This is a genomic window from Actinomadura latina NBRC 106108 (assembly GCF_001552195.1).
Classification (GTDB): domain Bacteria; phylum Actinomycetota; class Actinomycetes; order Streptosporangiales; family Streptosporangiaceae; genus Spirillospora; species Spirillospora latina.
The window spans coordinates 107,236-130,443 of the sequence record NZ_BCQS01000009.1 but is presented as its reverse complement, the minus strand read 5'-3'; the positions used below and the strand labels follow the sequence as shown (position 1 = coordinate 130,443).

The 23,208-nt window shown below is 71.0% G+C and carries 25 protein-coding genes; 12 read left to right on the top strand and 13 right to left on the bottom strand.

The annotated features are described in order from the left end of the window. Nucleotides 1–18 precede the first annotated feature (18 nt). Nucleotides 19–537, bottom strand: coding sequence for a DinB family protein (locus tag AL2_RS15525; protein WP_245666672.1), 519 nt, complete (start codon nt 535–537; stop codon nt 19–21). Between the two features lie 101 nt (nt 538–638). Between AL2_RS15525 and AL2_RS15520 the strand changes: the two genes are divergently transcribed. From AL2_RS15520 to AL2_RS15510, 4 genes are all read left to right on the top strand, one after another. Then, the gene (locus tag AL2_RS15520; protein WP_067634441.1) at nt 639–1,586 is read left to right on the top strand and encodes a helix-turn-helix transcriptional regulator; all 948 of its coding nucleotides are present in this window, start codon (nt 639–641) and stop codon (nt 1,584–1,586) included. A gap of 226 nt (nt 1,587–1,812) precedes the next feature. Then, nucleotides 1,813–2,103, top strand: a complete 291-nt coding sequence (locus AL2_RS15515) for a hypothetical protein (RefSeq protein WP_168444524.1) — start codon at nt 1,813–1,815, stop codon at nt 2,101–2,103. 105 nt (nt 2,104–2,208) lie between these two features. Beyond that, the gene (locus tag AL2_RS40085; protein WP_210747609.1) at nt 2,209–2,445 is read left to right on the top strand and encodes an NAD(P)-binding protein; all 237 of its coding nucleotides are present in this window, start codon (nt 2,209–2,211) and stop codon (nt 2,443–2,445) included. Then, entirely contained in the window at nt 2,333–3,205 is an 873-nt protein-coding gene (locus AL2_RS15510) for an FAD-dependent monooxygenase (protein WP_245666671.1), read from the top strand. Before AL2_RS40085 ends, AL2_RS15510 begins: the two co-directional genes overlap by 113 nt. A gap of 102 nt (nt 3,206–3,307) precedes the next feature. On the opposite strand, the gene AL2_RS15505 is transcribed toward AL2_RS15510, so the two are convergent. Then, nucleotides 3,308–3,721, bottom strand: coding sequence for an alpha/beta fold hydrolase (locus AL2_RS15505; protein ID WP_281181590.1), 414 nt, complete (start codon nt 3,719–3,721; stop codon nt 3,308–3,310). A gap of 207 nt (nt 3,722–3,928) precedes the next feature. On the opposite strand from AL2_RS15505, the gene AL2_RS15500 reads away from it, so the two are divergent. Together AL2_RS15500 and AL2_RS15495 are read left to right on the top strand one after the other, a co-directional pair. Next, nucleotides 3,929–4,942, top strand: coding sequence for an RNA polymerase subunit sigma-70 (locus tag AL2_RS15500; protein ID WP_067634437.1), 1,014 nt, complete (start codon nt 3,929–3,931; stop codon nt 4,940–4,942). Nucleotides 4,943–4,947: 5 nt separating this feature from the next. After that, entirely contained in the window at nt 4,948–5,694 is a 747-nt protein-coding gene (locus tag AL2_RS15495; protein ID WP_067634436.1) for a DUF6069 family protein, read from the top strand. Between the two features lie 46 nt (nt 5,695–5,740). Here AL2_RS15495 and AL2_RS15490 read toward each other — a convergent pair whose 3' ends face one another. Continuing rightward, complete coding sequence (locus AL2_RS15490; protein WP_067634434.1) at nt 5,741–6,133, bottom strand: winged helix-turn-helix transcriptional regulator; 393 nt, start codon at nt 6,131–6,133, stop codon at nt 5,741–5,743. A gap of 122 nt (nt 6,134–6,255) precedes the next feature. Between AL2_RS15490 and AL2_RS15485 the strand changes: the two genes are divergently transcribed. Next, the gene (locus AL2_RS15485; RefSeq protein ID WP_067634432.1) at nt 6,256–7,101 is read left to right on the top strand and encodes an NAD(P)H-binding protein; all 846 of its coding nucleotides are present in this window, start codon (nt 6,256–6,258) and stop codon (nt 7,099–7,101) included. 22 nt (nt 7,102–7,123) lie between these two features. Here AL2_RS15485 and AL2_RS36330 read toward each other — a convergent pair whose 3' ends face one another. Both AL2_RS36330 and AL2_RS15480 read right to left on the bottom strand, forming a co-directional pair. After that, nucleotides 7,124–7,303 carry a DUF397 domain-containing protein gene (locus tag AL2_RS36330; protein WP_245666679.1) on the bottom strand — a complete coding sequence of 60 codons (180 nt, stop codon included), beginning with the start codon at nt 7,301–7,303 and terminating at the stop codon, nt 7,124–7,126. Continuing rightward, a complete protein-coding gene (locus tag AL2_RS15480; protein ID WP_157438179.1) occupies nt 7,300–8,085 on the bottom strand; it encodes a helix-turn-helix domain-containing protein in 786 nt (261 codons plus the stop codon). Before AL2_RS15480 ends, AL2_RS36330 begins: the two co-directional genes overlap by 4 nt. Before the next feature lie 206 nt (nt 8,086–8,291). Between AL2_RS15480 and AL2_RS15475 the strand changes: the two genes are divergently transcribed. Continuing rightward, a complete protein-coding gene (locus AL2_RS15475) occupies nt 8,292–8,690 on the top strand; it encodes an ATP-binding protein (RefSeq protein WP_067634429.1) in 399 nt (132 codons plus the stop codon). Further along, the gene (locus AL2_RS15470; protein ID WP_067634427.1) at nt 8,669–8,908 is read left to right on the top strand and encodes a hypothetical protein; all 240 of its coding nucleotides are present in this window, start codon (nt 8,669–8,671) and stop codon (nt 8,906–8,908) included. The genes AL2_RS15475 and AL2_RS15470 overlap by 22 nt, the downstream gene beginning before the upstream one ends. A gap of 20 nt (nt 8,909–8,928) precedes the next feature. Here the strand turns inward: AL2_RS15470 and AL2_RS39755 are convergent, their stop codons facing one another. Continuing rightward, nucleotides 8,929–9,051, bottom strand: coding sequence for a hypothetical protein (locus AL2_RS39755; protein WP_281181589.1), 123 nt, complete (start codon nt 9,049–9,051; stop codon nt 8,929–8,931). A 784-nt stretch (nt 9,052–9,835) separates the two neighbouring features. Between AL2_RS39755 and xynA the strand changes: the two genes are divergently transcribed. Then, nucleotides 9,836–10,840, top strand: coding sequence for an endo-1,4-beta-xylanase XynA (gene xynA, locus AL2_RS15465; protein ID WP_067634424.1), 1,005 nt, complete (start codon nt 9,836–9,838; stop codon nt 10,838–10,840). Nucleotides 10,841–10,932: 92 nt separating this feature from the next. Here xynA and AL2_RS15460 read toward each other — a convergent pair whose 3' ends face one another. From AL2_RS15460 to AL2_RS15445, 4 genes are read right to left on the bottom strand one after another with little or no spacing between them, the layout of a single operon-like run. Beyond that, entirely contained in the window at nt 10,933–11,430 is a 498-nt protein-coding gene (locus AL2_RS15460) for a pyridoxamine 5'-phosphate oxidase family protein (RefSeq protein WP_067634422.1), read from the bottom strand. A 52-nt stretch (nt 11,431–11,482) separates the two neighbouring features. Then, on the bottom strand, nt 11,483–12,916 hold the full coding sequence (locus AL2_RS15455; RefSeq protein WP_067634420.1) for a purple acid phosphatase family protein: 1,434 nt from the start codon (nt 12,914–12,916) through the stop codon (nt 11,483–11,485). 45 nt (nt 12,917–12,961) lie between these two features. After that, nucleotides 12,962–13,672: a type 1 glutamine amidotransferase gene (locus AL2_RS15450; protein ID WP_067634418.1), complete on the bottom strand. Its 711-nt coding sequence runs from the start codon at nt 13,670–13,672 to the stop codon at nt 12,962–12,964. Further along, entirely contained in the window at nt 13,662–14,912 is a 1,251-nt protein-coding gene (locus tag AL2_RS15445; protein ID WP_067634416.1) for a Mur ligase family protein, read from the bottom strand. Before AL2_RS15445 ends, AL2_RS15450 begins: the two co-directional genes overlap by 11 nt. Nucleotides 14,913–15,280: 368 nt before the next feature. Here AL2_RS15445 and AL2_RS15440 point away from each other — a divergent pair, with 368 nt between their 5' ends. Next, nucleotides 15,281–16,858 carry a hypothetical protein gene (locus tag AL2_RS15440; RefSeq protein ID WP_157438178.1) on the top strand — a complete coding sequence of 526 codons (1,578 nt, stop codon included), beginning with the start codon at nt 15,281–15,283 and terminating at the stop codon, nt 16,856–16,858. Between the two features lie 153 nt (nt 16,859–17,011). Continuing rightward, nucleotides 17,012–17,830, top strand: a complete 819-nt coding sequence (locus AL2_RS15435) for a hypothetical protein (RefSeq protein ID WP_067634412.1) — start codon at nt 17,012–17,014, stop codon at nt 17,828–17,830. A 6-nt stretch (nt 17,831–17,836) separates the two neighbouring features. Here the strand turns inward: AL2_RS15435 and AL2_RS15430 are convergent, their stop codons facing one another. The 3 genes from AL2_RS15430 to AL2_RS15420 all read right to left on the bottom strand — a co-directional run bounded on the left by AL2_RS15430 (nt 17,837) and on the right by AL2_RS15420 (nt 22,654). Beyond that, on the bottom strand, nt 17,837–18,190 hold the full coding sequence (locus tag AL2_RS15430; protein WP_067634410.1) for a hypothetical protein: 354 nt from the start codon (nt 18,188–18,190) through the stop codon (nt 17,837–17,839). Nucleotides 18,191–18,206: 16 nt separating this feature from the next. Then, nucleotides 18,207–20,012, bottom strand: a complete 1,806-nt coding sequence (locus AL2_RS15425) for a YwiC-like family protein (protein WP_501162029.1) — start codon at nt 20,010–20,012, stop codon at nt 18,207–18,209. Between the two features lie 110 nt (nt 20,013–20,122). Then, nucleotides 20,123–22,654 (bottom strand): ATP-binding protein, encoded by a 2,532-nt coding sequence (locus AL2_RS15420; RefSeq protein WP_245666670.1) that lies wholly within the window; start codon nt 22,652–22,654, stop codon nt 20,123–20,125. Nucleotides 22,655–23,208: the final 554 nt, after the last annotated feature.

Here is a 23,208-nt window from a genome sequence, read left to right as displayed (position 1 = left end):
GCCCGTCGGCGGTCGCGGTCAGCCCATGCTCTTCGCGCCGTCCAGGGACTCGCGGATGATGTCGGCGTGCCCGGCGTGCTGGGCGGTCTCGGCGATGACGTGGATGAGCACCCGGCGGGCCGACCAGTGCGTGTCGGTGAACCACGGCGCCTTCGGCAGCGGCTGGACGGCGTCCAGGTCGGGCAGGGTCGCGACCAGCTCGTCCGTCCGGCGGGCGACCTCGGCGTAGGCGTCGAGCAGGCCGGAGAGGGTCTCGCCGGGCAGCATGCGGAACTCGTCCACCCGCTTCTGCCAGTCGTCCTCGGTCATCTGGGTGAAGTCGCCCATCGCGGACGGGCCGTCCACGATGAAGTCCCCCCACCCCCGCTCGCACGAGGTGACGTGCTTGATGAGGCCGCCCAGGCACAGCTCGCTCGCCGTGGTCCGCAGCCCGGCCTGCTCGTCGGTGAGGTCCCGGGTGGTGAAGCGCAGGAAGTGCCGGTGCTTGGCCAGCATCGCCAGCAGGTCGGCCCGCTCACCAGTGGTCTGCTCAGTCATGGTCATGTCCCTCCGCCTTTCGCTGTTCCCCTTGGTGCAAGAACCACGCTAGGAGCCATAGCGGCCACTTTCTGTCCTGAATCAAGGAGAGAATCGGGAACATGGCGAACACCAGCTCCCGGACCCTGCGTCTCCTGTCGCTGCTGCAGACGCACCGGTACTGGCCGGGCATGGAACTGGCCGACCGGCTGGACGTGTCCGTCCGCACCCTGCGCCGGGACATCGACCGGCTCCGCGCGCTGGGCTACCCGGTCGAGGCGTCGCGCGGCGTCGACGGCGGCTACCAGCTGGCGGCCGGCGCGGCCCTGCCCCCGCTGGTGATCGACGACGAGGAGGCCGTCGCGCTGGCCGTCGGCCTGCAGGCCGCGACGCAGGTGGAGGGCATCGCCGAGGCTTCGGTGCGGGTCCTGGCGAAGGTGACGCAGGTGATGCCGGCCCGGCTGCGGCGCCAGGTGGACGCGCTCCGGGCGATGACCGTGCCCACCACGTGGGGAGGCTCGCCGGAGACGGCCGTCGCGCCGGCCGTCCTCACCGCGATCGCGCTCGCCTGCCGGGACGCCGAGCGCCTCCGCTTCTCCTACGCCGCCGCCGGCGGCGACCGGGCCGGCCGGCACGTCGAACCGCACCGCCTCGTCCCGCTGGGGCACCGCTGGTACCTGGTCGCCTACGACCTCGACCGGCAGGACTGGCGCACCTTCCGGCTCGACCGGCTCACCGCGCCGTCCGCCACCGGCGCCCGGTTCCGCCCCCGCGAACTGCCCGCCGCCGACGCCGCCGAGTTCGTCCGCCGCGGCCTGAAGGAGATGCCCCGCCCCTACCGGATCGAGGTCCTGGCGGACGCCCCGGCCGCCACCGTCCGCGAGCGCATCGGCCGCTGGTGCACCGTCGAGGAGGTGGACGCCGACCATTGCCGCGTCCGCATGACCGCCCAATCCCTGGAGTGGTCCATCCTGGCCCTGGGGGTGCTTGAGGCCGACTTCCAGGTGGTCGAGCCCGCCGAACTACGCACGCGGCTCCGCTCCTGGTCGGCCCGCTTCACCCGCGCCTGACCCACGCCGGACGTAAGGCCAGGTGGGCGCGGGTCACTCTACTGGCGCGGAGGCGGGGAAGATCACGCGAGACGGCCGGAGCGATCTCCCGCAAATGTGCTCGGAAGAGACGCACCCGCGGTTGTTCCTGCGGGGCGACCGCAGGAGATTGGAAGGGATCGCAACGGGCTCCACTGAGCGCGGGCCAGGGGGGACGCGCCGGCCCGGACGCGAGAGGAGCAGTGCGATGAGAGTCATGCTCACGGCAGTGATGGACACCCAGGTCTCGAACGAGGCCGTCAAGAGCGGCAGACTCCCCGACATCGTCCGGTCGCTGATCGATCGGCTCGATCCGGAGGCCGCCTACTTCGGTCCCGGCCAGGGCGGACGCTCCTGCGTCATGGTCTTCGACATGCAGGACGTTTCGACGATCCCGTCCATCGCCGAGCCGCTGTTCCAGGAACTCGGCGCGAAAATCGACGTCCACCCGGTCATGAACAGGGAGGACCTGGAAAAGGGCCTCGCCGCCTTGCAATAGGCCCGCCGGGCGCCACTTCGGCCGCTCTCCGGCCCTTTCGGTATCCCCGCCGAGATGACAAGCTCATGCTGAACTCAGTCACCCCGCAGGACGAGGGGACCGTGCATGAGAGTGATCATCGTGGGCGCCGGAATCGGCGGCCTGGCAACGGCTCTCCGGCTGCACCACAAAGGCGTCGACTGCGAAATATATTCCGCAGATCAGCATCCATCGCGGGCGGCTGCACGGTGTGCTGCTCCGCGCGGTGCGCGAGCGGCTCGGCCCCGACGCCGTGCGGACCGGGCACCGGCTGGTCGGATTCGAGCAGGACGCCCGCGGTGTGCGCGCGCAATTCAGCGATAGTGCGGGCGGGACGAGGCCATCGGTGCGCGGTGATGTGCTGGTGGGCGCCGACGGAATCCACTCGGCGGTGCGGGCCGTCCTCTTTCCGGACGAGGGCCCACCGCTTTGGAACGGCGTGATGATGTGGCGGGCAGCCACCGAATGGCCGGAGTTCGGTTCTGGAAATTCGATGGTCATCGCGGCGGGAACGCGTCCGGTCACCAGGCTCACCAACTGGGCGATCTGCATGCGGACCGGGCGGCCCGGTGACCCGGCGCCGCAGCGCCAGGACTGGTCCCGCCGTGCCGACACGGCACGACTGGACGAGCAGATCGCCCAGATCCGGACGCCCCTCCTCGACCACGCCGGACTCGTCAAGGCCACCGAGGAGTGCTTCGAGTTCCCGATGTGCGACCGCGATCCCCTGCCCTCCTGGACGCGGGGACGGGTGACGCTACTGGGAGACGCGGCCCACCCCATGTATCCCATGGGGTCCAACGGCGCAGGCCAGGCCATCCTGGACGCCGCCAACCTCAGCGACCACCTGGCCCGCCACGCCGACCCCGCCGATGCGCTGCGCGCCTACCAGGACGATCGCCTGCCCGTCACCGGCGAGGTCGTGCTCCGCAACCGGAAGGGCGGGCCGGAGAACGTGATCGACGAGGTCGAACGCCGCGCCCCCGACGGTTCTCCCGCATCGAAGACGTCATCGACCCCGCCGAGATGGAGGCCATCGTCAACAGCTACGCCCGGCTCTCCGGAGCGTCCAAGGACCAGGTGAACCGCCCTGCCGGCGCCCCCGGCCGGTGACCGGTCGGCCAGCGGGTCCCGCCATGACGGAGCGGCGGCATGCGGACGTCCATTTCCACGGAGCGCCGCGACGCTAGCGGTCACCGGACAGCCCTTGCTCGGCGGCATACGCCTCCAGGCGGTCCGCCAGCTCGTGCGGGCGGCTCAACGCCGGGGTGTGCCCGCCGTCGATCTCGTCCGGGACGATGCCGAGGCGCTCCCGGCTGACGCGGCGCAAGTACGCCGTGGGAAAGAGGCGGTCGTCGCGACAGATCAGGACCCGCGTGGGGACGTCGGGCCAGGCCGCAAGCGGCGCCGGTTCCCCCAGCCGGGCCTCGGACTGCGCGCGTCCCCGCTTCAGCGCCTCGGCGGCCAGCTCCGGCGGGACGTCCTGGTAGAAGAGGGCGACGGTACCGTCGTAGCCATCCCCCGCCTCCTCCTCGTATCCCGTATGGGCCCAGTAGTCGGCGGGCGCCTCGCCCGGTGCGGGAATCATGGGCGCGACCAGGACGAGCAGGTCCAGGTGGCCATCCTGTCTCCCTTCCGTGGACGAGGTTAGGCAACGGCACCGACATTCTCAGCAGCGTCTACGCGCTGCCCTCGGCGGCGCCGACCCCGTGACCGCTCAGCCTGCCGACGGGCCCTGGTGATGAGTTCTCGCGCCCGCAGCCGTCACACCTACGACGGGACGCGACGAGAGGGAAGGGATGACGTGATGGGTGCGGACACGCGGCTGGAGGAGCTGGGCGTGAGCGGTCTGGGCGGAAGCGGGCTGGGCGAGGTCGACGAGCCGGCGTTCTCGGGGCTGGCGGAGCGGCACCGGCGGGAGCTGCACGTGCACTGCTACCGGATGCTCGGGTCGTTCGAGGACGCCGAGGACACCGTGCAGGAGACGTTCCTGCGCGCCTGGCGGCGGCGGGAGACCTTCGAGGGGCGGTCGACGTTGCGGGCCTGGCTGTACCGGATCGCCACCAACGCCTGCCTGGACCTGCTCGCCAAGCGCCGCCCGGAGCCCGCGACCGGCGGCGAGGTGCCGTGGCTGCAGCCCTACCCGGACCGGCTGCTGGACGAGTTGCCCGCGGGCGACGCGGACGAGCCGGAGAGCGTCGCCGTCGCGCGGGAGACGATCGAGCTGGCCTACCTGGTCGCGGTCCAGCACCTCGCGCCGCGCCCGCGGGCCGTGCTGATCCTGCGGGACGTGCTCGGCTGGCCGGCGAAGGACGTCGCGGAGCTCCTCGGGGACTCGGTCAACTCGGTGAACAGCGCGCTGCAGCGAGCCCGCGCCGGCATGCGGGAGCACCTGCCCGCCGAGCGGCAGGACTGGACCGGCGGCGAGGACGACGCCGGGACCCGCGAGCTGGTGCGCCGCTTCACCGACGCCAGCGTGGCCACCGACATCGGCAGGCTCGCCGCGATGCTGCGCGACGACGTCCGCTGCTCGATGCCGCCCACGCCGGGCCTGTGCGTGGGCCGCGACGCTGTGGTGAACGACTGGGTCGAGGACGGCTTCGAGGGCATGACGGGCCTGCGCGCCGTCCCGACCTCCGTGAACCGGCAGCCCGCCGTCGCCTTCTACCTCTGGCGGGAGCGGGAGGGCGCGTACCTGCCGCTGACGATCGACGTCCTGCGTGTCACCGGCGGCGCGATCACCGAGATCGTCATCTTCCACGACGACCAGTTCCCCCGGCTCGGGCTGCCGGAGCGCCTGCCGGCGGACGGCACGGAGTAGTCCCGGTGCGGACGCTCGCGCTGCGCGGCGGCGCGCGGGTCGCGGTGGACGCGGACGAGTGGCACGACGCGTTCGGCGTCGTCACCCGCGGGCGGGTGCAGCTGGAGCTGCGCGGCGGCGAACCCGGGCCGGTCCTGGGACGCGACGCCGGGTTCTGGCTCCGCGGCACCGGCGTCCGCGCCCTGCGCAACCCCGGCCGCCGCACGGCGACGGTGCGCATGATCACCCCCACGGCCAGAACCCGCACACGCCACTCCACACACCCCCACGCCAGTCACCGAACGATGGAGGACACCTTGAACAGCATGAATGACACCGGGGTCGTCGCAGGCCCGGCATCGGGCCGGACCAGCCGCCCCTACCGGTTCCGCGGGCTCGCCGGCACCGGCTTGGCCGCCGCGCTCGCGGCGGTGGCGGCCACCACCCTCGCCGCTGCGCTCGTCCAGGCCGCCGGCGTCGACTTCGAGATCCCCGACGGCGGCGAGTCGATCCCGTTGCCGGGGTTCGCCGTGGTGACCGGCTTCTTCTCGGTCGTGGGCATCGCCATCGCCGCCGCGCTTCTCCGCTGGAGCGCTCGCCCCGCCGCGCGATTCGTGTGGACGGCGGTGTCGCTGACCGCGATCTCGTTGATCCCGCCCTTCCTCTCCGGGGCGAACACCGCCACCACCATCGCCCTCCTCGGGCTGCACCTCGTCCCCGCGACGGTGATGATCCCTGTCCTGGTGCGGAGCCTCCGCGCCCGGACCGACTGACGATCCCCCAACCGGACGACGCGCAGTGCAAGGGCGTGCGAGCGAACTAGTGGGTCAAGGCGTTGTCGTAGTCGCGCCGGGCCTGATCGACCTGGTCGAGGTTGTCGGCGGCCCATTCGGCGAGGTGAGCGAACAGCGGGGCGAGGCTGCGGCCTAGGTCGCTGATCTCGTACTCGACCCGGGGCGGGACCTCGGGGTGGTAGGTGCGCACGACCAGGCCGTCGCGTTCGAGCTGCCGCAGGCGCTGGGTCAGCACCTTCGGGGTGATCGTGGCGATCCGCCGTTGCAGCTCGACGAAGCGCTGCCGACCGTCCTGGTGGAGCGTCCACAGAATGGGGGTGGTCCACCGGCTGAACACGATGTCGACCACCGGGGCGATCGGGCACGCCTGCTCCGGGCCGGCCGCGGCCGTCTCCGCGTTCCACACCGTGTCGGCCATGGAAGGCTCCTTCTAGATAGTCACTATCCTGTAGGTACCTACTATATCCAGGATGTTAGCGTCGCCTGCGTCCACCAACGGACCGCCCGAAACGGGCGGCCGGGAAACGACAGGAGAACGACATGATCATGGTGACCGGAGCGACCGGGAACGTCGGCAGCGCGCTCGTGCGGGCGCTCGCGGCGGCGGGCGAGAAGGTGACAGCCACGTCCCGGAACATCGCAAAGGCAGACGTGCCCGAGAGTGTCGGGTTCCGGCGAGCGGACCTGGCCGACGCCGAGAGCCTGCGCCCGGTGTTCGACGGCGCCGACGCCCTGTTCCTGCAGAACGGCGGCGCCAGTGCTCACACCCTGAAAGTCAGCGACATCCTCGATGTGGCGAAGGCCGGCGGTGTCGAGCGGGTGGTGCTGCTGTCCTCGCTGGGAGTGGCGACCCGGCCGGAGTCGGCCTCGCACGGAGTGCTGGGATTGTCCATCGAGGAGGCCGTGCGAGGGTCGGGCCTGGATTGGACGATTCTGCGGCCCGGCAACTTCGACTCCAACACCTACGCCTGGGCAGCGTCGGTGCGTGCCGAGCGGACCGTCGCCGCGCCGTTCGCCGACGTCGGGCTGCCGGCCGTCGACCCGGGCGACATCGCCGGGGTGGCGGCCGCGGTGCTGCGGGAGGACGGCCACGCCGGGCAGATCTACGAGCTGACCGGCCCCGCCCCGGTGACGCCCCGGGAGCAGGCCGAGGCGATCGGCGCCGCGCTGGGCGAGCCGATCCGGTTCGTGGAGCAGACCCGCGACCAGGCGCGGGCCCAGATGCTGAACTTCATGCCGGCGGACGTAGTGGAGACGACCCTGGCCATCTTGGGCGCGCCCACCCCGGCCGAGCGGAGGGTCAGCCCAGATGTGGAGAAGGTGCTGGGCCGAGCACCCCGCACGTATGCCGAATGGGCTCGTGACACCGCCGCCGTCTTCCGCTGATCAGCACACTCGATGACGTCCGTCAGAGGTCCTTGAGTACCCGAGCGAAGCACCGGAACTCTTGGCGACTCATCGCGAGCACCGAGCCGTTCGGATCCTTGCTGTCCCGAACTGCGACAAGCTCGCCAATTGAGGCGACCTCAACACAAGCATCCCCCGACTCATTACTCCGGGAGGACTTTTTCCACACCGCCGCACTCATGTCCATCTTTCTTCAATCACCTTCTTGATCAGAGCTCTCGAGTCCGACGCGTTCAGAGCTTCAGCTCGAAGCGTAGCCATGGTCTCGTTCACTAGAGCTATTTCAGCCGGGGAGGTAGAAGTCTCACCGCCATACGCTTTCGCCGTGTAGACGACCTGCCGCTGATCCGGAAGAGTGGCGATCACGAAGGTGGACCAGACGTTCCGAATATATTTGATCGGCGCTATCTGGATGTTTATCTTCTCTCGGTGAGACAGCTCAATGAGGTGCTCTAGTTGCTGCCTCATCACCTCCTTACCGCCGATTTCGCGATAGAGGACGGTCTCGTCCATGACGACCGTCACCGCTGGCGCGGGGGCGTGATCGAGTATCTCTTGGCGCCGCATTCTGTTCTTGACGGCGTCTTCATCGTTCAGCAGAACCCGCGCGTAATCCTCTGTCTGAAACAGGCCGTGGACGACTCTCTCCTCGTAGGCGCGGAGCATGCTGGCCGACTGCTCCGCCTTCGGGAAGTTGGCGAAGAACTCCGGGTACTTGTCGGACTTGATCGATTCTAGTAGTTCATCCCATGCTTCGGCGAGGGTCGTACCGGACTTGAGTGCCCGGTCGAGCCGTAGCGCGGTCTCCCGGCGGCAACGCGTCCGGCCGGCCTCTATCTGCGTGATGTAGCTGCGCGTCACGTTCACCAGGTCAGCGAGACGCTGCTGGTTGAGTCCCGCGGCTTTGCGAAGACGCCGCACCTCGGCACCGAAGCTCTGGAATTCAGGCTTGATTCTCTGCATCGACACGACACCTCCGGTCGCGGTACTCCTCGCGGCACCATTTGTGAGTCTTTTGGTACTGCTCTGCGGCTGCCCAGGAATCGTACGTCTTCCTGTGTCTTCATAGTGGTTGTTCGATCACAGAGGGTGATAACAGCGGGTACTTCCGGTTTGGGACGGAGAGCCCGTTCGGGGTCGCCCGCCGTCCAGGCTGGAGGGGTTCACCGATGCCGGCAGTACTGCTCGCGCCCGAGGCGCCGCCTCTGGTGCTGGAGCCGTCCGACGAGGCGCCGGCCAAAGCGCGCCGCTACCTGACCGACCGGTTCCGCGAGTTCGGGCACGCCGACGACTTCGTCGGGCGGCTCGTGGTCACCGAGTTGGTGACCAACAGCTGCAAGCACGTCGGGATCGGGCACATCGTCGTCCGGATCGTGCCGGACGTGCGCGAGCCGCTCACCGTCATCGAGGTCTGGGACCAGGGCACCGCCCTGCCCGTCGTCCGGGACGAGGACCTCGGCGCGATGAACGGGCGCGGGCTGCTGCTGATGTCCGAACTCGTCCACGACTGGGGCGTCCGGCCGATCAACGAGGAAGGAAAGATCGTATGGGCGAGATGCGCCCGCTGAGCGTCCAGGCGGGCCGTCACCTGCTGCGGTGGCGGACCCGCGTCGAGGCCGTGCCCGGCGGAGGCTGGGCCTATTACGAGGCCGGGCGCGGACGGCACGGCTACCTGTCCCCGTGCGGCGACGCCAAGCACGCCGCCGACGAGGTGGACTCGCTCCTCAAGCACCGCATGTTCCCGTCCACCTGGCAGCGCCGCAAGCCACCGGAGGCATCCCGATGACCCGCATCCCCGAAAGCGGTTCAGGCCGGACGGACGGCGCCGCGCCCGCCGCCCGTCCGGCTACAGCGCTCGAACTGGACGTCGACATCGACCAAGCGCTCGACGGCCTGCGCCGCGCCTTCCCCGGCCTGTGCATCTGGCACGGCGCATGGTGCGGATCCCTCTGGGCTCTCCTGCCGGACCGCCTGGTCGAGGCGAAGACATCGGCCGATCTCGCCCGGCAACTTCACGCCGCCCTCACCCCGCACCGTCCGCGCGCCAGGGCTGGGGCCGGGCGCATCACCCGTGATTCACGGCCGTCCGCCCGCCGACCGGACGGCACCTGGACCGCCACTCCGGCCGCACCCGCCCAGCGTCGCCCCCACCGCGTCCCGGATCACCCGGCGAGCGGCCAGTCCGGCACGGTCCCTTCGCGGAACACCGCCATCCGCCTCTCCGCCGCGGTCGGACAGCTCCGAAACCTGATCCCAGGGAGCAGAAAGTTTCGGAGATTGATGCTTGGATCTTGATCCATCAAACGGCGCAACCCTCGTCGGTATTGGGCTTTGCCGCATAGCCCCCTCGTTGAGCAGGCGAAATGTCTGCCACAAAAGATCAGCCTTTTCGAAAGATTTCCGAAAGTATTGACACGCCAATGAGGGCGGACCAACACTGTCGCCATCGACGGACTCGACCACCTCGATCCCCCGTCGATCCGGGCCACCCCGCCCGGCGGCCCGGACCTCCGGCCGTCCGTTCACCCGGGCGGCCGGGCACCCCGCTCCCTATCCGTGACCGTCCTCCGCACCTCATCCCGCCGACCGACCCCCCGCCACGTTGTGCGACGCCGGCGCTCGGCGGCCGTCACCCCGGCCGCCGGCGACCCGCCGGGTCGCAGCACGCCGCCTGGCCGTCCCCGCCAGCGCTCACGAGAGTGAGGAACCCCCCATGCACAGCACCCCCGAGATCCGCAGACGCCGCCGGCCGAGGCCGTTCCTCCGCACCAAGCCCGTCATCGCCGCCTGTGCGGTGGCGCTGGCGACGGCCACGGCGCTCCTGCCGGGCACCGCCCACGCCGACACGACCGTCAGCTCGAACCAGACCGGCAGCGACGGCGGCTACTACTACTCCTTCTGGTCGGACGGCGGCGGACAGTCCTCCATGACCCTGAAGGGCGGTGGCAGCTACAGCACCAACTGGAGCAACGTCGGCAACTTCGTCGCGGGCAAGGGCTGGAGCAACGGCGGCCGCCGGGCCGTGAACTACTCGGGCAGCTTCAACCCGTCCGGCAACGCCTACCTGGCCCTCTACGGGTGGACGTCCAACCCGCTCGTCGAGTACTACATCGTCGACAACTGGGGCACCTACCGGCCGACCGGGTCGTACAAGGGCACCGTCACCAGCGACGGCGGCACCTACGACATTTACGAGACCACCCGGACGAACGCCCCGTCCGTCGAAGGCACCAAGACGTTCCAGCAGTACTGGAGCGTCCGGCAGTCGAAGCGCACCGGCGGGACCATCACCACCGGCAACCACTTCGACGCCTGGGCCAGCAAGGGCATGAACCTGGGCAGCTTCAACTACTACATGATCCTCGCCACCGAGGGTTACCAGAGCAGCGGTAACTCCAACATCACGCTGGGCGGCACCGGCGGCGGTGGCGGCGGCGGCGGTGGCGGCGGCGGCGGCTGCTCCGCGACCCTGTCCGCCGGACAGCAGTGGGGCGACCGGTACAACCTCAACGTCTCGGTGTCCGGCTCCAGCAACTGGACCGTGACGATGAACGTCCCGTCGCCCGAGAAGATCAGCGCCACCTGGAACACCAGCGCGAGCTGGGACTCCAGCGGCCAGATCATGACCGCGCGGCCGAACGGCAACGGCAACAACTTCGGCGTCACCATCATGGCCAACGGCAACTGGACCTGGCCGGCGGTCTCCTGCAGCGCCTGACCTGACCGGCACGCACACCCCGCACCCGTGGCGCGGCGGCCCCGGCCGCCGCGCCACGGCCGTGTGTTGGCGAGGTGGCCGTGCGGCGTCCTTCAGCCGGGAGTGATGATGCTCGGGAAGTGCGTCTGGAAGTCCAGGACGCCGACCCAGGAGGGACGCAGGGCGATGCGGGCCATGCGGGTCTCGGGATGGTCGGCCTGCCGGACGTAGCCGATGCCGCCTTCCTCGCCCAGGTAGCGGCGGGCGGCCTGAGCCTGCTCGTACACCATGCCGTCCACCTCGGTGATCGAGACACGGCCGCGCAGGAGCAGGACTTCCGGCGGCTGCTTCTCGGTGTCGATCGTGATGGCGACGTCCGGGCGGGCGCGGAGGGCGCTCAGGCGGCGGGCCGGGCGCGTCATCCCCATGGGCGGGCAGAAGAAATAGGTGGCCATCACCACTTCGTCGCCCGTCCAGGTGAACCAGGTCGACATCACGCGGGGCGTGCCGTCCAGCGCCGTGTAGGCGAGCCGCGCCGGGATGGTCGAGTGCAGCAGGCGCTGAGCGATATCGGTCTTGAGCAGGCGCACGTCGCCTTGCGGGATGTCCACGGTCGTCTCCTTCGGCCAGTTAGGGGGTACTGACCGCGGACGCCGCCCGAACTCATCGCCGCCGGACACCTTCCAGCCCGGAGAGGTCGCGGGTGACGACGGTGTTGCGGTCGGTGGGGCTGTTGCCCAGGGAGAGCTGCGGCCATTGGCCGGCGAGTTCCTGGCGGCTGCGTTCGCTCCAGGCTCGGGCTTCGTCGCTGCGGGTCTTGTAGAAGTTGAGCGCGTATCCGCCGGTGTGGACGCGGAGGAGCGTGAAACCGCCCGGGTATTCCTTGACCGCCCCCACTTCCTGCTGGACGACGCGGGGAGCGAGAGGGAACGTCGAGCGCTGGTTGCGGTGGGTGTGGCCTGCGTGGTGCAAGAACACGCCGGGGGTGCGGTTGTAGGCCGCGAGGATGTTCAGGGATTGGCCCGCGTCCAGGGAATGGGCACCGGTTATCGCGAGCGGGTCGTTCTCCGTGAAGAGCGGGTGGTGGCCGAAGACGAGGGTGGGACGGTCGGGGTCCTTCTTCAATTCGGCCTCGAACCATGCCTGCTGGTCGGCGGACAGGCCGCCGGAGTCGCCGCCGTCGCCCGGCTTGTCGTAGGTGTCGAGACCGATGACGCGGAGCCCCTGCAGGTCATGCGAGAAGTACGTGCGGCCGGACGGGAAGAAGGCGTCCTTGAAGCAGTCGTTCCCCTGCCAAGTGCCGGGGCTGCACGACGCATGGGGGGCTCCCGAGTGCGCGCGGTCGTGGTTGCCGCGCGCCACCAGATAGTCGGCCCCCAGAGCGCCGAATGTGTCGAGGATGCCTTTGGCGCTCTGCAGGTCGGCCGGGGCCGCTTCGCTGGAGACGTCTCCGGCCGCCAGGAGATACGAGGCGCCGCGGCTGCGGGCATCCGCTATCAGGGCCTTCGCCATTACCTCGGGATAGGGCGGGTGGCCGGGCACTTGCTCAATGCCTTTGATCCACGGGAGCTGGCCGACCAGTCCCGCGACCGTTTCGCCGAGGTGAAGGTCGTTGCACAGGGCGACGGAGAAGAGGTGGCGGCCCGGCGGCGGCAGCGGGGTCGTGAACGCGTACACGTCGCCCTCGGGACGGCCCGCCGCCGATCCGAAGGACAGCCAGGTCGACGTCGCCGGGCGTCCGGCCGAGCGCGCCCGGTAGTAGTACGTGCGGCCCGGCTCCAGGCCGGTCAGTTCGACGTAGTGGTACGGGGTGTCCGACGGCCCGTGGGCCACGGACGTCAGCCTGGACGGGTGCGTCCCGTAAGCCACCTCGGCGTCGGACGGAGCCGGCACCATGCGGCCCAGCCCGTCGTCCGTCCCCGGAATCCCCGTGTACCAGGTCAGGACGGCGGTCGTCTCGGTGACGGTGACCAGTTCCAGGTTCGCCGGCTGGACGCCCTCCGCCGCCCGCGCGGGCTCGGCCGGCAGCAGCGACGCACCGGCGACGACGGCGCTCCAGCGGAGCAGGGCACGGCGGCTCGGACGGCAGCAGATCATGGCCGTAACGGTGGCACCCGCGCCGCCGTCCGGCCAGGCCCAAACTCAGCCGGCGACGGCCTTCAGGCGCTCCTCGCGGAGGCGGCCCGCCCACGAGTCGTCCAGCGGCGGCAGCTCGCGGCCGACCGCCCAGCGGAGCAGCAGGTCGGCGAGACCCGGATTCCGGACGAGGGCGGGCCCGTGCATGTAGGTGCCGAGGACGCGCCCGCTGTAGGCGCCCTCGAAGCCGTCGCCGTTGCCGATGCCGTGCACGACCTTCGCGAACGGGTGCGCGTTCGGCCCGAGGTGCGTGACGCCCTGGTGGTTCTCGAAGCCGGTGATGCGCGGGACGTTCAGCTCGCCCGCCACGTCCCCGACGATCTCGCCGACGGCGCGCTGCTCGCCGCGGCCGGAGCGGATGTCGAGCAAGCCGAGACCGGCGACGGGCTGGCCCTCCTCGCCGCCGAACTCGTGGCCGAGCAGCTGGTACCCGGCGCAGACCGCGAAGACCACCGCGCCCGACTGGACGGCGCGGGCGAGGCCGCCGTCGCCCCGCAGCCGCTGCGCCGCGAGGATCTGCGGACGGTCCTCGCCGCCGCCGAGCAGGTAGATGTCGCCGTCGGCGGGGACGGGCTCGTCCGAGCGCAGGTTCACGGTCTCGGTCGGGATGCCGCGCAGCGCCGCACGCCGCTCCAGGACGAGGGTGTTGCCCTGGTCGCCGTAGGTGCTGAGCAGGTCCGGGTAGATCCAGACGATCTTGATTCGGTCAGACGACACGGCCGTACCTCGTTCGGATGTTCTGGAAGGCGGTGTAGTTGGCGATCACGTCGAGGTGCCCGGGCGGGACGGCCATGACGGCCTGGTCGATGTCGTCCACGACGGTGAAGGACACCTCGGCGGCCTCCAGCCGGGCGGCGAGGTCGACGCGGCGCTCGCCGGTGACCCAGACGGGACGGCCGCGCAGGATGCGGTAGTCGACGTCCCACAGCCAGGACGTGTCGCGGCCGTCCGGCCCCTGCGCGTTGATCGACAGGGCGACCGGGCCGGGCGCGGGCTGCAGGACGTCGAACGCCTCCAGCCAGCCGGCCGGGTTCTTCGACAGCAGCAGCCTGATCGACCGGCCCTCGTGCTCGACCGTCGTGTAGCGGCCGGCGACGGACGTGACCTGCGACAGCAGCGGGAGGGCCTGCTCGGGCGGGACGCCGAACTGCGCGACGACCGCCAGCGCGATCAGCGCGTTCGAGCGGTTCGCACGACCCGGCAGGGACAGGCCGGTGAGCGAGTACGCCCGGCCGTCGGGGGCGGTGATCGTGTCGCCCTTCAGCGCCCAGTCGGGGCGGGGGCGGCGGAAGTGGCACTGGCGGCAGGCCCAGTCGCTGTCCTCGTCGGTGTCCTGCCGGTCGAGGGGGCCGCCGCACTCGGGGCAGCACCAGGAGTCCTCGCGCCAGTGCTGCCCGGCGGCGACCCACGTGACGCTCTTGGCGTTGGACGCGCCCCAGGTGACGAGCGGGTCGTCGCAGTTGGCGATGACGTGGCTGGTCGGGGACGCCTCCAGCGCGCGGCGCCACTTGCCGGCCAGCAGCCAGATCTCGGCGGCGCGGTCCATCTGGTCGCGGCTCAGGTTCATCAGCGCGACGAGGTTCGCCCCGGTCTCCTTCAGGACCATCGGGACGTACTTCTCGTCACATTCCAGCACGCCGTAGCGGGCGGACGGCGCGGACGCGAGCGCCGACACGTGCCCGGTCGGCATGTTCGCGCCGAACGCGTTCGTGGCGACCTCCCCGAGCGGCGTCATCGCCGAGGTGATCAGCCGGGTCGTCGTCGTCTTGCCGTTGGTGGCGCTGACGAGGACGAGCTTGCGGTCCTTGGCGAGCCTGGTCAGCAGCTCGGGATCGAGGCGGAGGCCGACCTTTCCGCCGATCACCGAGCCGTCCCCGCGGCCCGCCATACGGGACATCTTGGCGGCCGTACGACCGAGCGCGACGGCCAGCTGCGAACGCAGCGGAAGATCGCTCATGGACTCCGTCTTCTCTGGATGCGCCGGGAAACCGCTCCGAGCCTAGCCGCTGGGGGCACCCCTCCGGGCGAGTTGGGGGCGTACCGGCGGGTTCGGGGGCGTACCCGGGCGCGAGGGTGCACAATGTGAGCATCATCACAGGTGGCCGGGTAAACCACTCGGGACAATCTTGACCAGTACCGACATGTCGTGATTCGGTGCGACCTCCGACTGCGGTGCGCCAGATTTCCGTCCATGCATCCGAGAACGGCCGCACCCACTACTTTTGTCGGGAGCCCTGCTGGTTTCGCGGGGAAGCGGTGCCCGTCCCGGCCGGCGGGCCGAGACCGCAAAGCGTGGCAAAGCGGCGATAAGGCGAGGTCTGAGCGATGCAGTGTCCGACGTGCGGTAATGACACGCCCGGGACGCTCGGCAAGTGTTCGCACTGCGCGGCGCCGATCGACGTGTACTCGGTCGGGCCCGCCGTCCCGCTGGCGGCGCCCGTCGCGGACGCGTCGCCGGGCGCCGGCACCGCCGACGCGCTCGGCGACCGCACGATGATGGTGCCGCCGCCCACGCCGTCCTGGGCCCCGAGCCCGCAGCCGCCCGCGATGCCGGACCTCCCGACGCCGCCCCAGCAGCCGCCGTCGCCGCTGTCCACGGCGCCCGAGCCGCCGGGGCAGCCGCCGCTGCGCCTGTCGGTGGAGCCGTCGGCGGCGACGCCCGCGTCCCCCCTGCAGCCCGTGGACCCGGAGGACACCGCCGCCTGGACGTTCGTCCCGGACGAGGATTCGGGCGCCTACGGGGCCGTCCCGCCGGCACCCGGCTGGGGGAACGGCCAGCCGGCGCTGCCCGCGAACGAGAAGCCCGCGCTGCCCGCGGCCGGGGGCGCCGAGCCGAACCGGTTCGGCCTCGGCGACCAGCCCCCGCCGACGGAGTCGATCGTCCCGGAGTCGTGGTTCGCGCAGCCGCGCAAGCCCGAAGGCGCGGACGCGGACGCCACCCAGGTGTGGGGCGGGCAGGGCGGCACCGCCCTGCAGCCGAACATGCAGCCGGGCATGCAGCCTGGGATGCAGCCCGCCCAGCCGCCCGCAATGCCGAACATGGACGCGACGCAGATCGCCCCCGGTCCGATGAACCCCGGCCCCGGCCCGCAGGGATTCGGCGGGAACGTCGACCAGACGCGGATGGACCCCGGCATGGTCCCCATGGGCGCTCCCCCGATGGGCGCCCCGATGGGTCCGATGGGTTCGATGGGGCAGCCCGGCATGGCGCCCATGGGCGCGATGGGGTCCGGCGGGCCCGGCTACGGCGGCTTCCCGCCGCACCAGCCACAGGGCCCGAAGAGCGGCGGCCCGAGCAAGCCGCTCATCGCCGCCGTCGCCGCGCTCGTCACGGTGGCGGTCGGGGCCGTGGTGTTCGTCGCGTGGCCGTCCGGTGACGGCTCGACCGGCGGCGCGACGCCGAGCACGACGCCGTCGAGCAAACAGGTCGCGCAGAAGAACGCGATTCCGCCGGAGACCAAGCAGCAGGCCGCGGTCCTCAACAAGATCCTCAACGACAGCGTCGACACCCGCCGGATCCTCGCCGGGGCGCTCGGCCGGGCGGGCAAGTGCAAGACGCTGCCGCAGGCGATCCAGGGGTTCCAGACGGTCGCGCAGCGCCGCCAGAACCAGCTGAGCCGCACCAAGAACCTCAAGGTCGACAAGCTGGCGAAGGGCGAGCAGCTGCGCGGCACGCTGTCCGAGGCGCTGACGGCGTCGCTGCAGGTCGACGTGGTGCTGCTGAAGTGGGCGCAGGCCAACCAGCGCAACTGCCACGGCAAGCCGAAGCCGAGCGCGGCCCAGGTGCCCGGACGGGCGGCGCAGGAGCGGCGTGCGACGACGGCGAAGAAGCAGTTCGTCGTCCTGTGGAACCCCGTCGCGAAGAAGACCGACCAGCCGCAGCGCAGCTGGAAGCGGGTGTAGAGGCCGATTACGGCCGGGGCTCGCCTCCGGACGAACCACCCCAACCCCGTAGTCGCGCGTTATGTTGTGACCGGTCGAACTCACGGGGGCAGGGGGACCGTCATGCTGTGTCCGAACTGCGGGACCGACACGTCGTCGTCCTCGCCCGCATGCATGCGGTGCAACGCGCCGCTGCCCCCGGACGGCGACGCGACGGCCCGCGACCCGTTCGGCGGGGACGCGCCCGCCGGCCGCGACCCGCTGCCGCCGCCGTGGGCCGGGCAGGGCCCCACCCCGTGGCAGTCGCAGGCCGACTACACGACGCCGATGCCGCCGTCGGACGAGCGGTCGATCCCGCTGTCCCCCGAGCCGTGGGCGGCCGAGCCGGCGATCTGGCAGCCGCCCGCGCCGCCGGGCAAGAGCAGGCTTCCGTACTTCCTGGGCGCGGCGGGCGCCGTCCTCCTCATCGGGGTGGCGCTCGGGATCGTGTTCTGGCCGAGCGGGTCGGGCACTCCCCAGACCCCGCCCGCGGCGGTGCAGCCGTCCGCGCCGCCCAGCCAGGGCACCGCGTCCGAGACCGGGGAGACGGCTGGCACCGGCGACGTCGACGCGCAGGCGGGAGCCGTGAACTCGCTGCTGGACGCCATGGGCTCGACCCGCTCGGACCTCGGCACGGTCGTCGAGGAGGGCTGCACGACGAGCGGCCTGCAGCGCATCCTGGACGAGCGGCGCGGGCAGTTGGAGAAGGCGCGGGCGCTGGAGGTGGGCGCGCTGGACGGCGGCGCCCAGATGAAGGACGCGCTCGTCCGCGCGCTGGAGGCGTCGGCCGAGTCGAACCAGCGCTACCTGGACATCGCGCCCGGCTGCCCGTCCGACGACGAGGTCGCGGACGTCAACCAGCGGGCGAGCAGCGCCAAGAGCGAGTTCATCGGCTACTGGTCACCGATCGCCGACCAGGCCGGCCTCCCGTCCCGCACCGAGAGCGACATCTGACCGGCGTCAGCCCACGCCGAGGGCCCCGGCAAGGCCGCGCACGGCCTCGGCCAGCACCGCCACGCCAGCGACGCGGCGTCCCAGCCGTTCGAGCGCGCCCTCCATGCGCTCGGTGTCGGGGTCGTCGGAGCCGGCCTCCTCGCGGACGTCGGCGAGGTCGCGGCGTGCCCGTGCGGGCTCGTCGAGGTCGCCGGCTCGCGTCTCCAGCAGCCGCTCCACGCGCGCCAGGGCCTCCTCGATCTCCCGTGCCGGACCGGTGTTGATCTGCTGGTTCTGCGTGACCTGGTCGCCCGACGCGACCTGCCCGGAGACGTTGGCGTTGCCGCCGATCCTGATGCCCCGGTCACCGTGCCCGCTCATGCCGCCTCCGCGTGGTTCATGGGTTGATACGGGTGCTGTGGTCGGCGCGGCCTGTCCGTCCGGGGCCGCTCTGCCGCTGGTCAACGCGCCTGCCCGCGGCAACCTGGCCGTTGACCGTCCCGCCCGTCATGATGATGCCGTCGTTCATGATGACGCCGGCTTGGGCCCGGTACGCCGACACGTCGATCCCGCACTCGTCGCCCAGGTAGTCGAGCAGGGCTTCATTGACGCGTCGCTCGATCAGCCGCGTGTACTTGTCGGCGTCCGTCTCCTGGACGAAGTCGCGGAAGCCGTCGTCCGCCGCCAGCTCCCGGACACTGATCCGCGCCCCGTAGTCCTGGACGAGCTGCGCCGCCGGGTCCGGTGCGACCTCGGCGGCGAACGTCTCACGGGCGATGCGCCAGACCGCGGCGGCGTGCCGGGACGGGGCGAGCAGCGGCGCGGTGAACAGACCCGGCAGCGCCGCCACGACCGCCTTGCCCAGCAGCTTCATCCGGTCCCAGCCGGGTAGCTCATCCACGATCTTGAAGGCGGGGCGGACGGGCGGTAGCACGGTGGCGACGAACTGCCCGTAGAGCATCCGCCCCTCCACGGCGAGGTGGACGAACGCAGAGAGGCCGATCTCCTGGTCCTCGGCGGGGGCGATGACACCGTCCTGGGTGATGATCGCCTGGCCCCCGACACCGATCGTCACGCGCTGGAAACAGCGGATACCGGCCTGCGGATGCCGGACGGCCGCATCGATCGCCTGCTCGGACGCCATCGAGTAGGGAACGCGCCCAACGGGGTCGATCAGCGGGTGGCCGGAGCGGGTCTCGCCCGTCGCTTCGTCCACCGGGCGCGGGCGCTGCACGCATCGGCCATGGGCGGTGACGTGCCAGCCGGTGACGAGGCCGTTGATGCGCTCGTTGGGCGGAAGCGGGCGTCCGCCGCCGGCGGCGGGAAGCTCGTCGCGCATCTCGTGCAGCTTGGCGCGTATCCGTTCGTACATCACGACCGGGTCGACGGGCGCGGCGTTCTCTGGCTTGTCGAGCAGACCGGACGCCTCCCTGTCCAGTTCGAGGGCGATGGCCCAGACTCGCGCGTCCGGTGAATGCGGGTGCCCCGTGCCGATGAACGGGTTGTCGCCCGCGTACATGGTCACGTTGCCGTCCTGCGACGCCCGGACATGTTCGAGCGCCCTGCGGAACCGGGTGCCGCCGGGATCGGGCCCAGGCCCGGGCGCGCCCGGCCCGAGATCCCGGCCGAGACGCCGCAGCACCAGATAGAGATGGCCGACGACCGCGGTCGGGAATCCGGTCAGGATCGGGACAACGACGAACAACAGCAAGACGAACCCGAAACCTTTGAGGACAGTCGCCATCAAAGCCAGCAGCGGGGCCGTCGACCACAGCAGCGCCACGGAGAAGCCCACAGCGGCGACGCGGGCCAAGTAACGCACCGGATCGGGGAACCGGTGCCAGGGAAAGCGGTGGAGCGCTGCGAAAAGACCGCAGAGGATGAGGAGAACGCCCGCGAGAAAGGGCACCACAAGAAATAGGCCAAGCCATAACGCCATGAGGACTGCGTCGCGGCCGAGGCGCATCATACGGGCGTGGCGGGCGTGCCGGATCACCGGTTCCAGGTCGAACCCGTGGGACGGGACGATCGCCCGGTGCTGCACGTAGACGTACTCCTTGATGACCGCGTCGCACAGGCCCTTGTCCAAGTACATCGCCGCGCACAGGTACCGGGTGAGGTTCTGCATCGGACCGGTCCGCGGCCCTCGGCCGGTCCCGTGGTGGAAGAACCGGACGGTCGGGGAGCTGTCACTGATCTTCACGTCCAACGCCTGTTCCTCCACTATCGATGTGCGAGGGCCGGATCGCGCGATGGCAGAGAATAGCGGCAGAAGCGGGGAGCGAGTGAGTAATTGACGGAATTTCGAATGACTCACTCGGGGGTGCGGGGGTGACCGAGGAAGGGGAGGCCCTTGGAAGGGTCTTCGAAGGGCTCCACGAAGCGGTCGAACCATCTCAGGACGGGTTCGAGCCATTCGGTGACCCGCATCGTCTCCGCGACGTGGTCGATCTGCTCGTCCTCCTCGAAGCCGAGCGCCACAACGGCGAGGTCCTGGTAGAAGCCCTGGTCGTCGTCCCCGTAGAGGGCGGTGAGCGCGATGGGGCGGTTGCGGGCCAGCTCCATCGACAGCGGGTGGCGGCGCAGGGCGCGGAGTCGGTGGCCGAGCTTGGCGTCCGGCGGCTGCTTGAGACCGGCGAGCGGATAGTCGAGCGGCGGCGCAGCGGTGTGCTTGTCGGGGACGCCGCCGCCGTAGGGGAACAGCCGGTCGAGTTCATGCAGCCACTTGACCTGCGGGATCATCCACTGCGGCCCGGGTGCCGCGCCGGATGCGGCGCCGCCGAGCAGGCGTCCGGCGACCTCCGCCACGGCCGCGGTCAGCTCGGCCGGCGGGTACGCGGCGCGCAGCGACCGGGACCGCCGGGTCACGGCCCGCTCGACGACGGTCGCCAGCGCGCACTCGCGGAGCCGCGGCACCAGCCGCGACCAGGCGCGCCCCAGCTCGGGCGGCACGGCGGGCAGCGGCCGGTTCACCACATGCGCGAGGACGAGCGTGTCCGCCCACAGCCGCAGCCACGCCCAGTCGTCGCCGCCGGCGATGAGGTCGGCTTCGCGCAGCTCGAACAGGGTGCAGGCGCGTCCCGAACGGCATTCGCACCCGCAGGCGGCGGACCGCCGTCCGTCCACGGGCGGCGGCGGGCCGGGCATCTCCGCCTCGCGGCCCTCGCCCAGCGGGACGCGGACGCGCAGGGGGCGGTCCATGCCGTCCGCGAACACCGCCGCGACGCCGGGCCGCAGCGACACCACCTCGCGGGACTGGTCGCCGTCCAGGTTCATGGCCGCGCCGACCTGATGCCGGTCGTCGTAGGCGGGCAGCCGGTGGACGACCTTCAGCGCGGTGTTCTTGATGACGTCCGGGACGAGCTTCGTCGGGATCTGCTCGGCGACGATGATGCCCTCGCCGTAGGCGCGGATCTCGGCGAGCAGCCCGGCGAACAGCTCCACCGCGTGGGAGCTGCCGCGTTCCGGGCCGCGGTTGCGCAGCAGCCGGTGCGCCTCCTCGATGACGATGACGTGCCGCAGCACCGAACCCGTCGCGCGGTCGCGCTTACGCTCGCGCATCCGCAAGTGCTCGGTGATGCGGATGATGAGCGTCCCCATGAGGAACGCCTTGTCCTCGTCGTTGGCGACGTCCTCGATCGCGAGCACGATGTTGTCGCGAAGCATCCCGCCGATGTCGGCCGGATGCCCGCCCTCGAAGAACCGCCCAGCTGAACCAATGCGCAGGGAGCGGAGCCGGACGTCGACGAACCCCTGCACGTCGGCCATCAGCTCGCGCCCGTAGCCGACGTCCTGGATGACCTGGAGCGCCGCGTTCTGGAGCTGCTCCAGGGTCGGGACGGCCGGCTCGATGAGCGAACCGGGCACGCCCGCGCCCGTCACGACGTCCCACCCGTTGTTCTCATACACCCGCTGGAGGGCCTGCGCCATGATCTGCGGGAACGGCTCCTCGGCATCGAACGCGGCCTGGAACAGCGCACGAACCATGTCGATGTGCGCCTGCACGGGGTAGCCGGGCTCGGGCGCGAGCGGGTTCACCGACAGCGGCACCGAATCAGGGTCGGACGGGTTGACGACCGTGACCGGACCGCCGAGATCCTGGATGCGCCCGGCCATCGCCGCGTACTCCGACTTCGCCGGCTCGATCGCCAGCCACGGAATGCCCGCCCGCGTCAACTGCTCCAGCAGATGCCGGACGGTCTGCGACTTACCGGCTCCCGTGGCCCCCGTGACGAACACGTGCCGGTTGATGGTCGACCGGGGCACGGTGAACCGTCCGACCTCCCGGTCCTGCCCGTCCAGGATGGCGCCGAGCTCGATCTGCGCCTCCCCGCCCTGCGGCGCGGTCTCGGACGTGACATCGAAGTATCCGGCCTCCAGTACGCGCAGCCCCGGAACCTCGCGGCGCGGCAGCCCGGCAAGCGCGGCCAGCGCCCCGGCCGTCGCGACGAACGGGAACCGCTGCTCCGACTCCCCCATCGGCCGCACCGGCACCGGTGCCATTCCGGGGCTCAGCATCTCGGCGAACGACCCGCTGCCCTGCCCCGACCGCAGCCGGTACGGATGGTGCCCCAGCTCCATCGACCCGACGAGCACCGGGGCGATCTGCCCGAGTTCCTCCTGCGAAGCCGCGCCCGCCACGACCCTGACCTGCCACAGCCCGGCCTCGCGGAACGCGTCCAGCTCGGCAAGCCGCTGATCGGCGCGGGAGACCGCCAGCCTCGACTGCTCGTCCTCCCCCCGACGCAGCATCCGCAACTCATGCTGCAACTCCCGCACTTCGTCGTCGATCATCCGCTCGTCGCACGGGTCGGCGACCACGAACCATCCGAACGGCCGCTCCATCAACGTGACAAGCGTCGCCTCGAACAGGCCAGGCCCGCCCCCAGCGCCCTGCGGCGCCAGCCTCCCCGGACACCGCGTCCAGACCATCCGCTCCGCCTGCCGCAACCACCCGTCCCCGACCGGCACCCCACGAGCCCCACTGGGAAACAGCAACCCATAGGTCTCAAGCCCGACCTCCGGGCTACCTATCGGCCCAGCGTTGGTGATGAGCTGCAGCGGCGCCCCACCCCCGGCCGACAACCACCCCACAACGAACGGCCGCCGCAACCGCGCCGCCGACAACGCCGCAGGCAGCACACTCACGAAGTCCCACTCGGCCGAAGACTCCCGCTGCGGTGCCGGTATGGCCTGAATCCGATACCAGGGCCCAGGCACAACGAACCGCTCCCCGCCACGCATGGCCCCCGGCGGCCCAGCAGGCGGAACACCAGCCGCCCCACGGTACGGCGGCATGGACGGCATCCCAGACGACGAAGTCACCCCAGCATCCTGACGCGCCCCCACGCCCCGCGCCAATGCGATCTCTGAGAGAAACACCGTTCGCTGCCACTGTC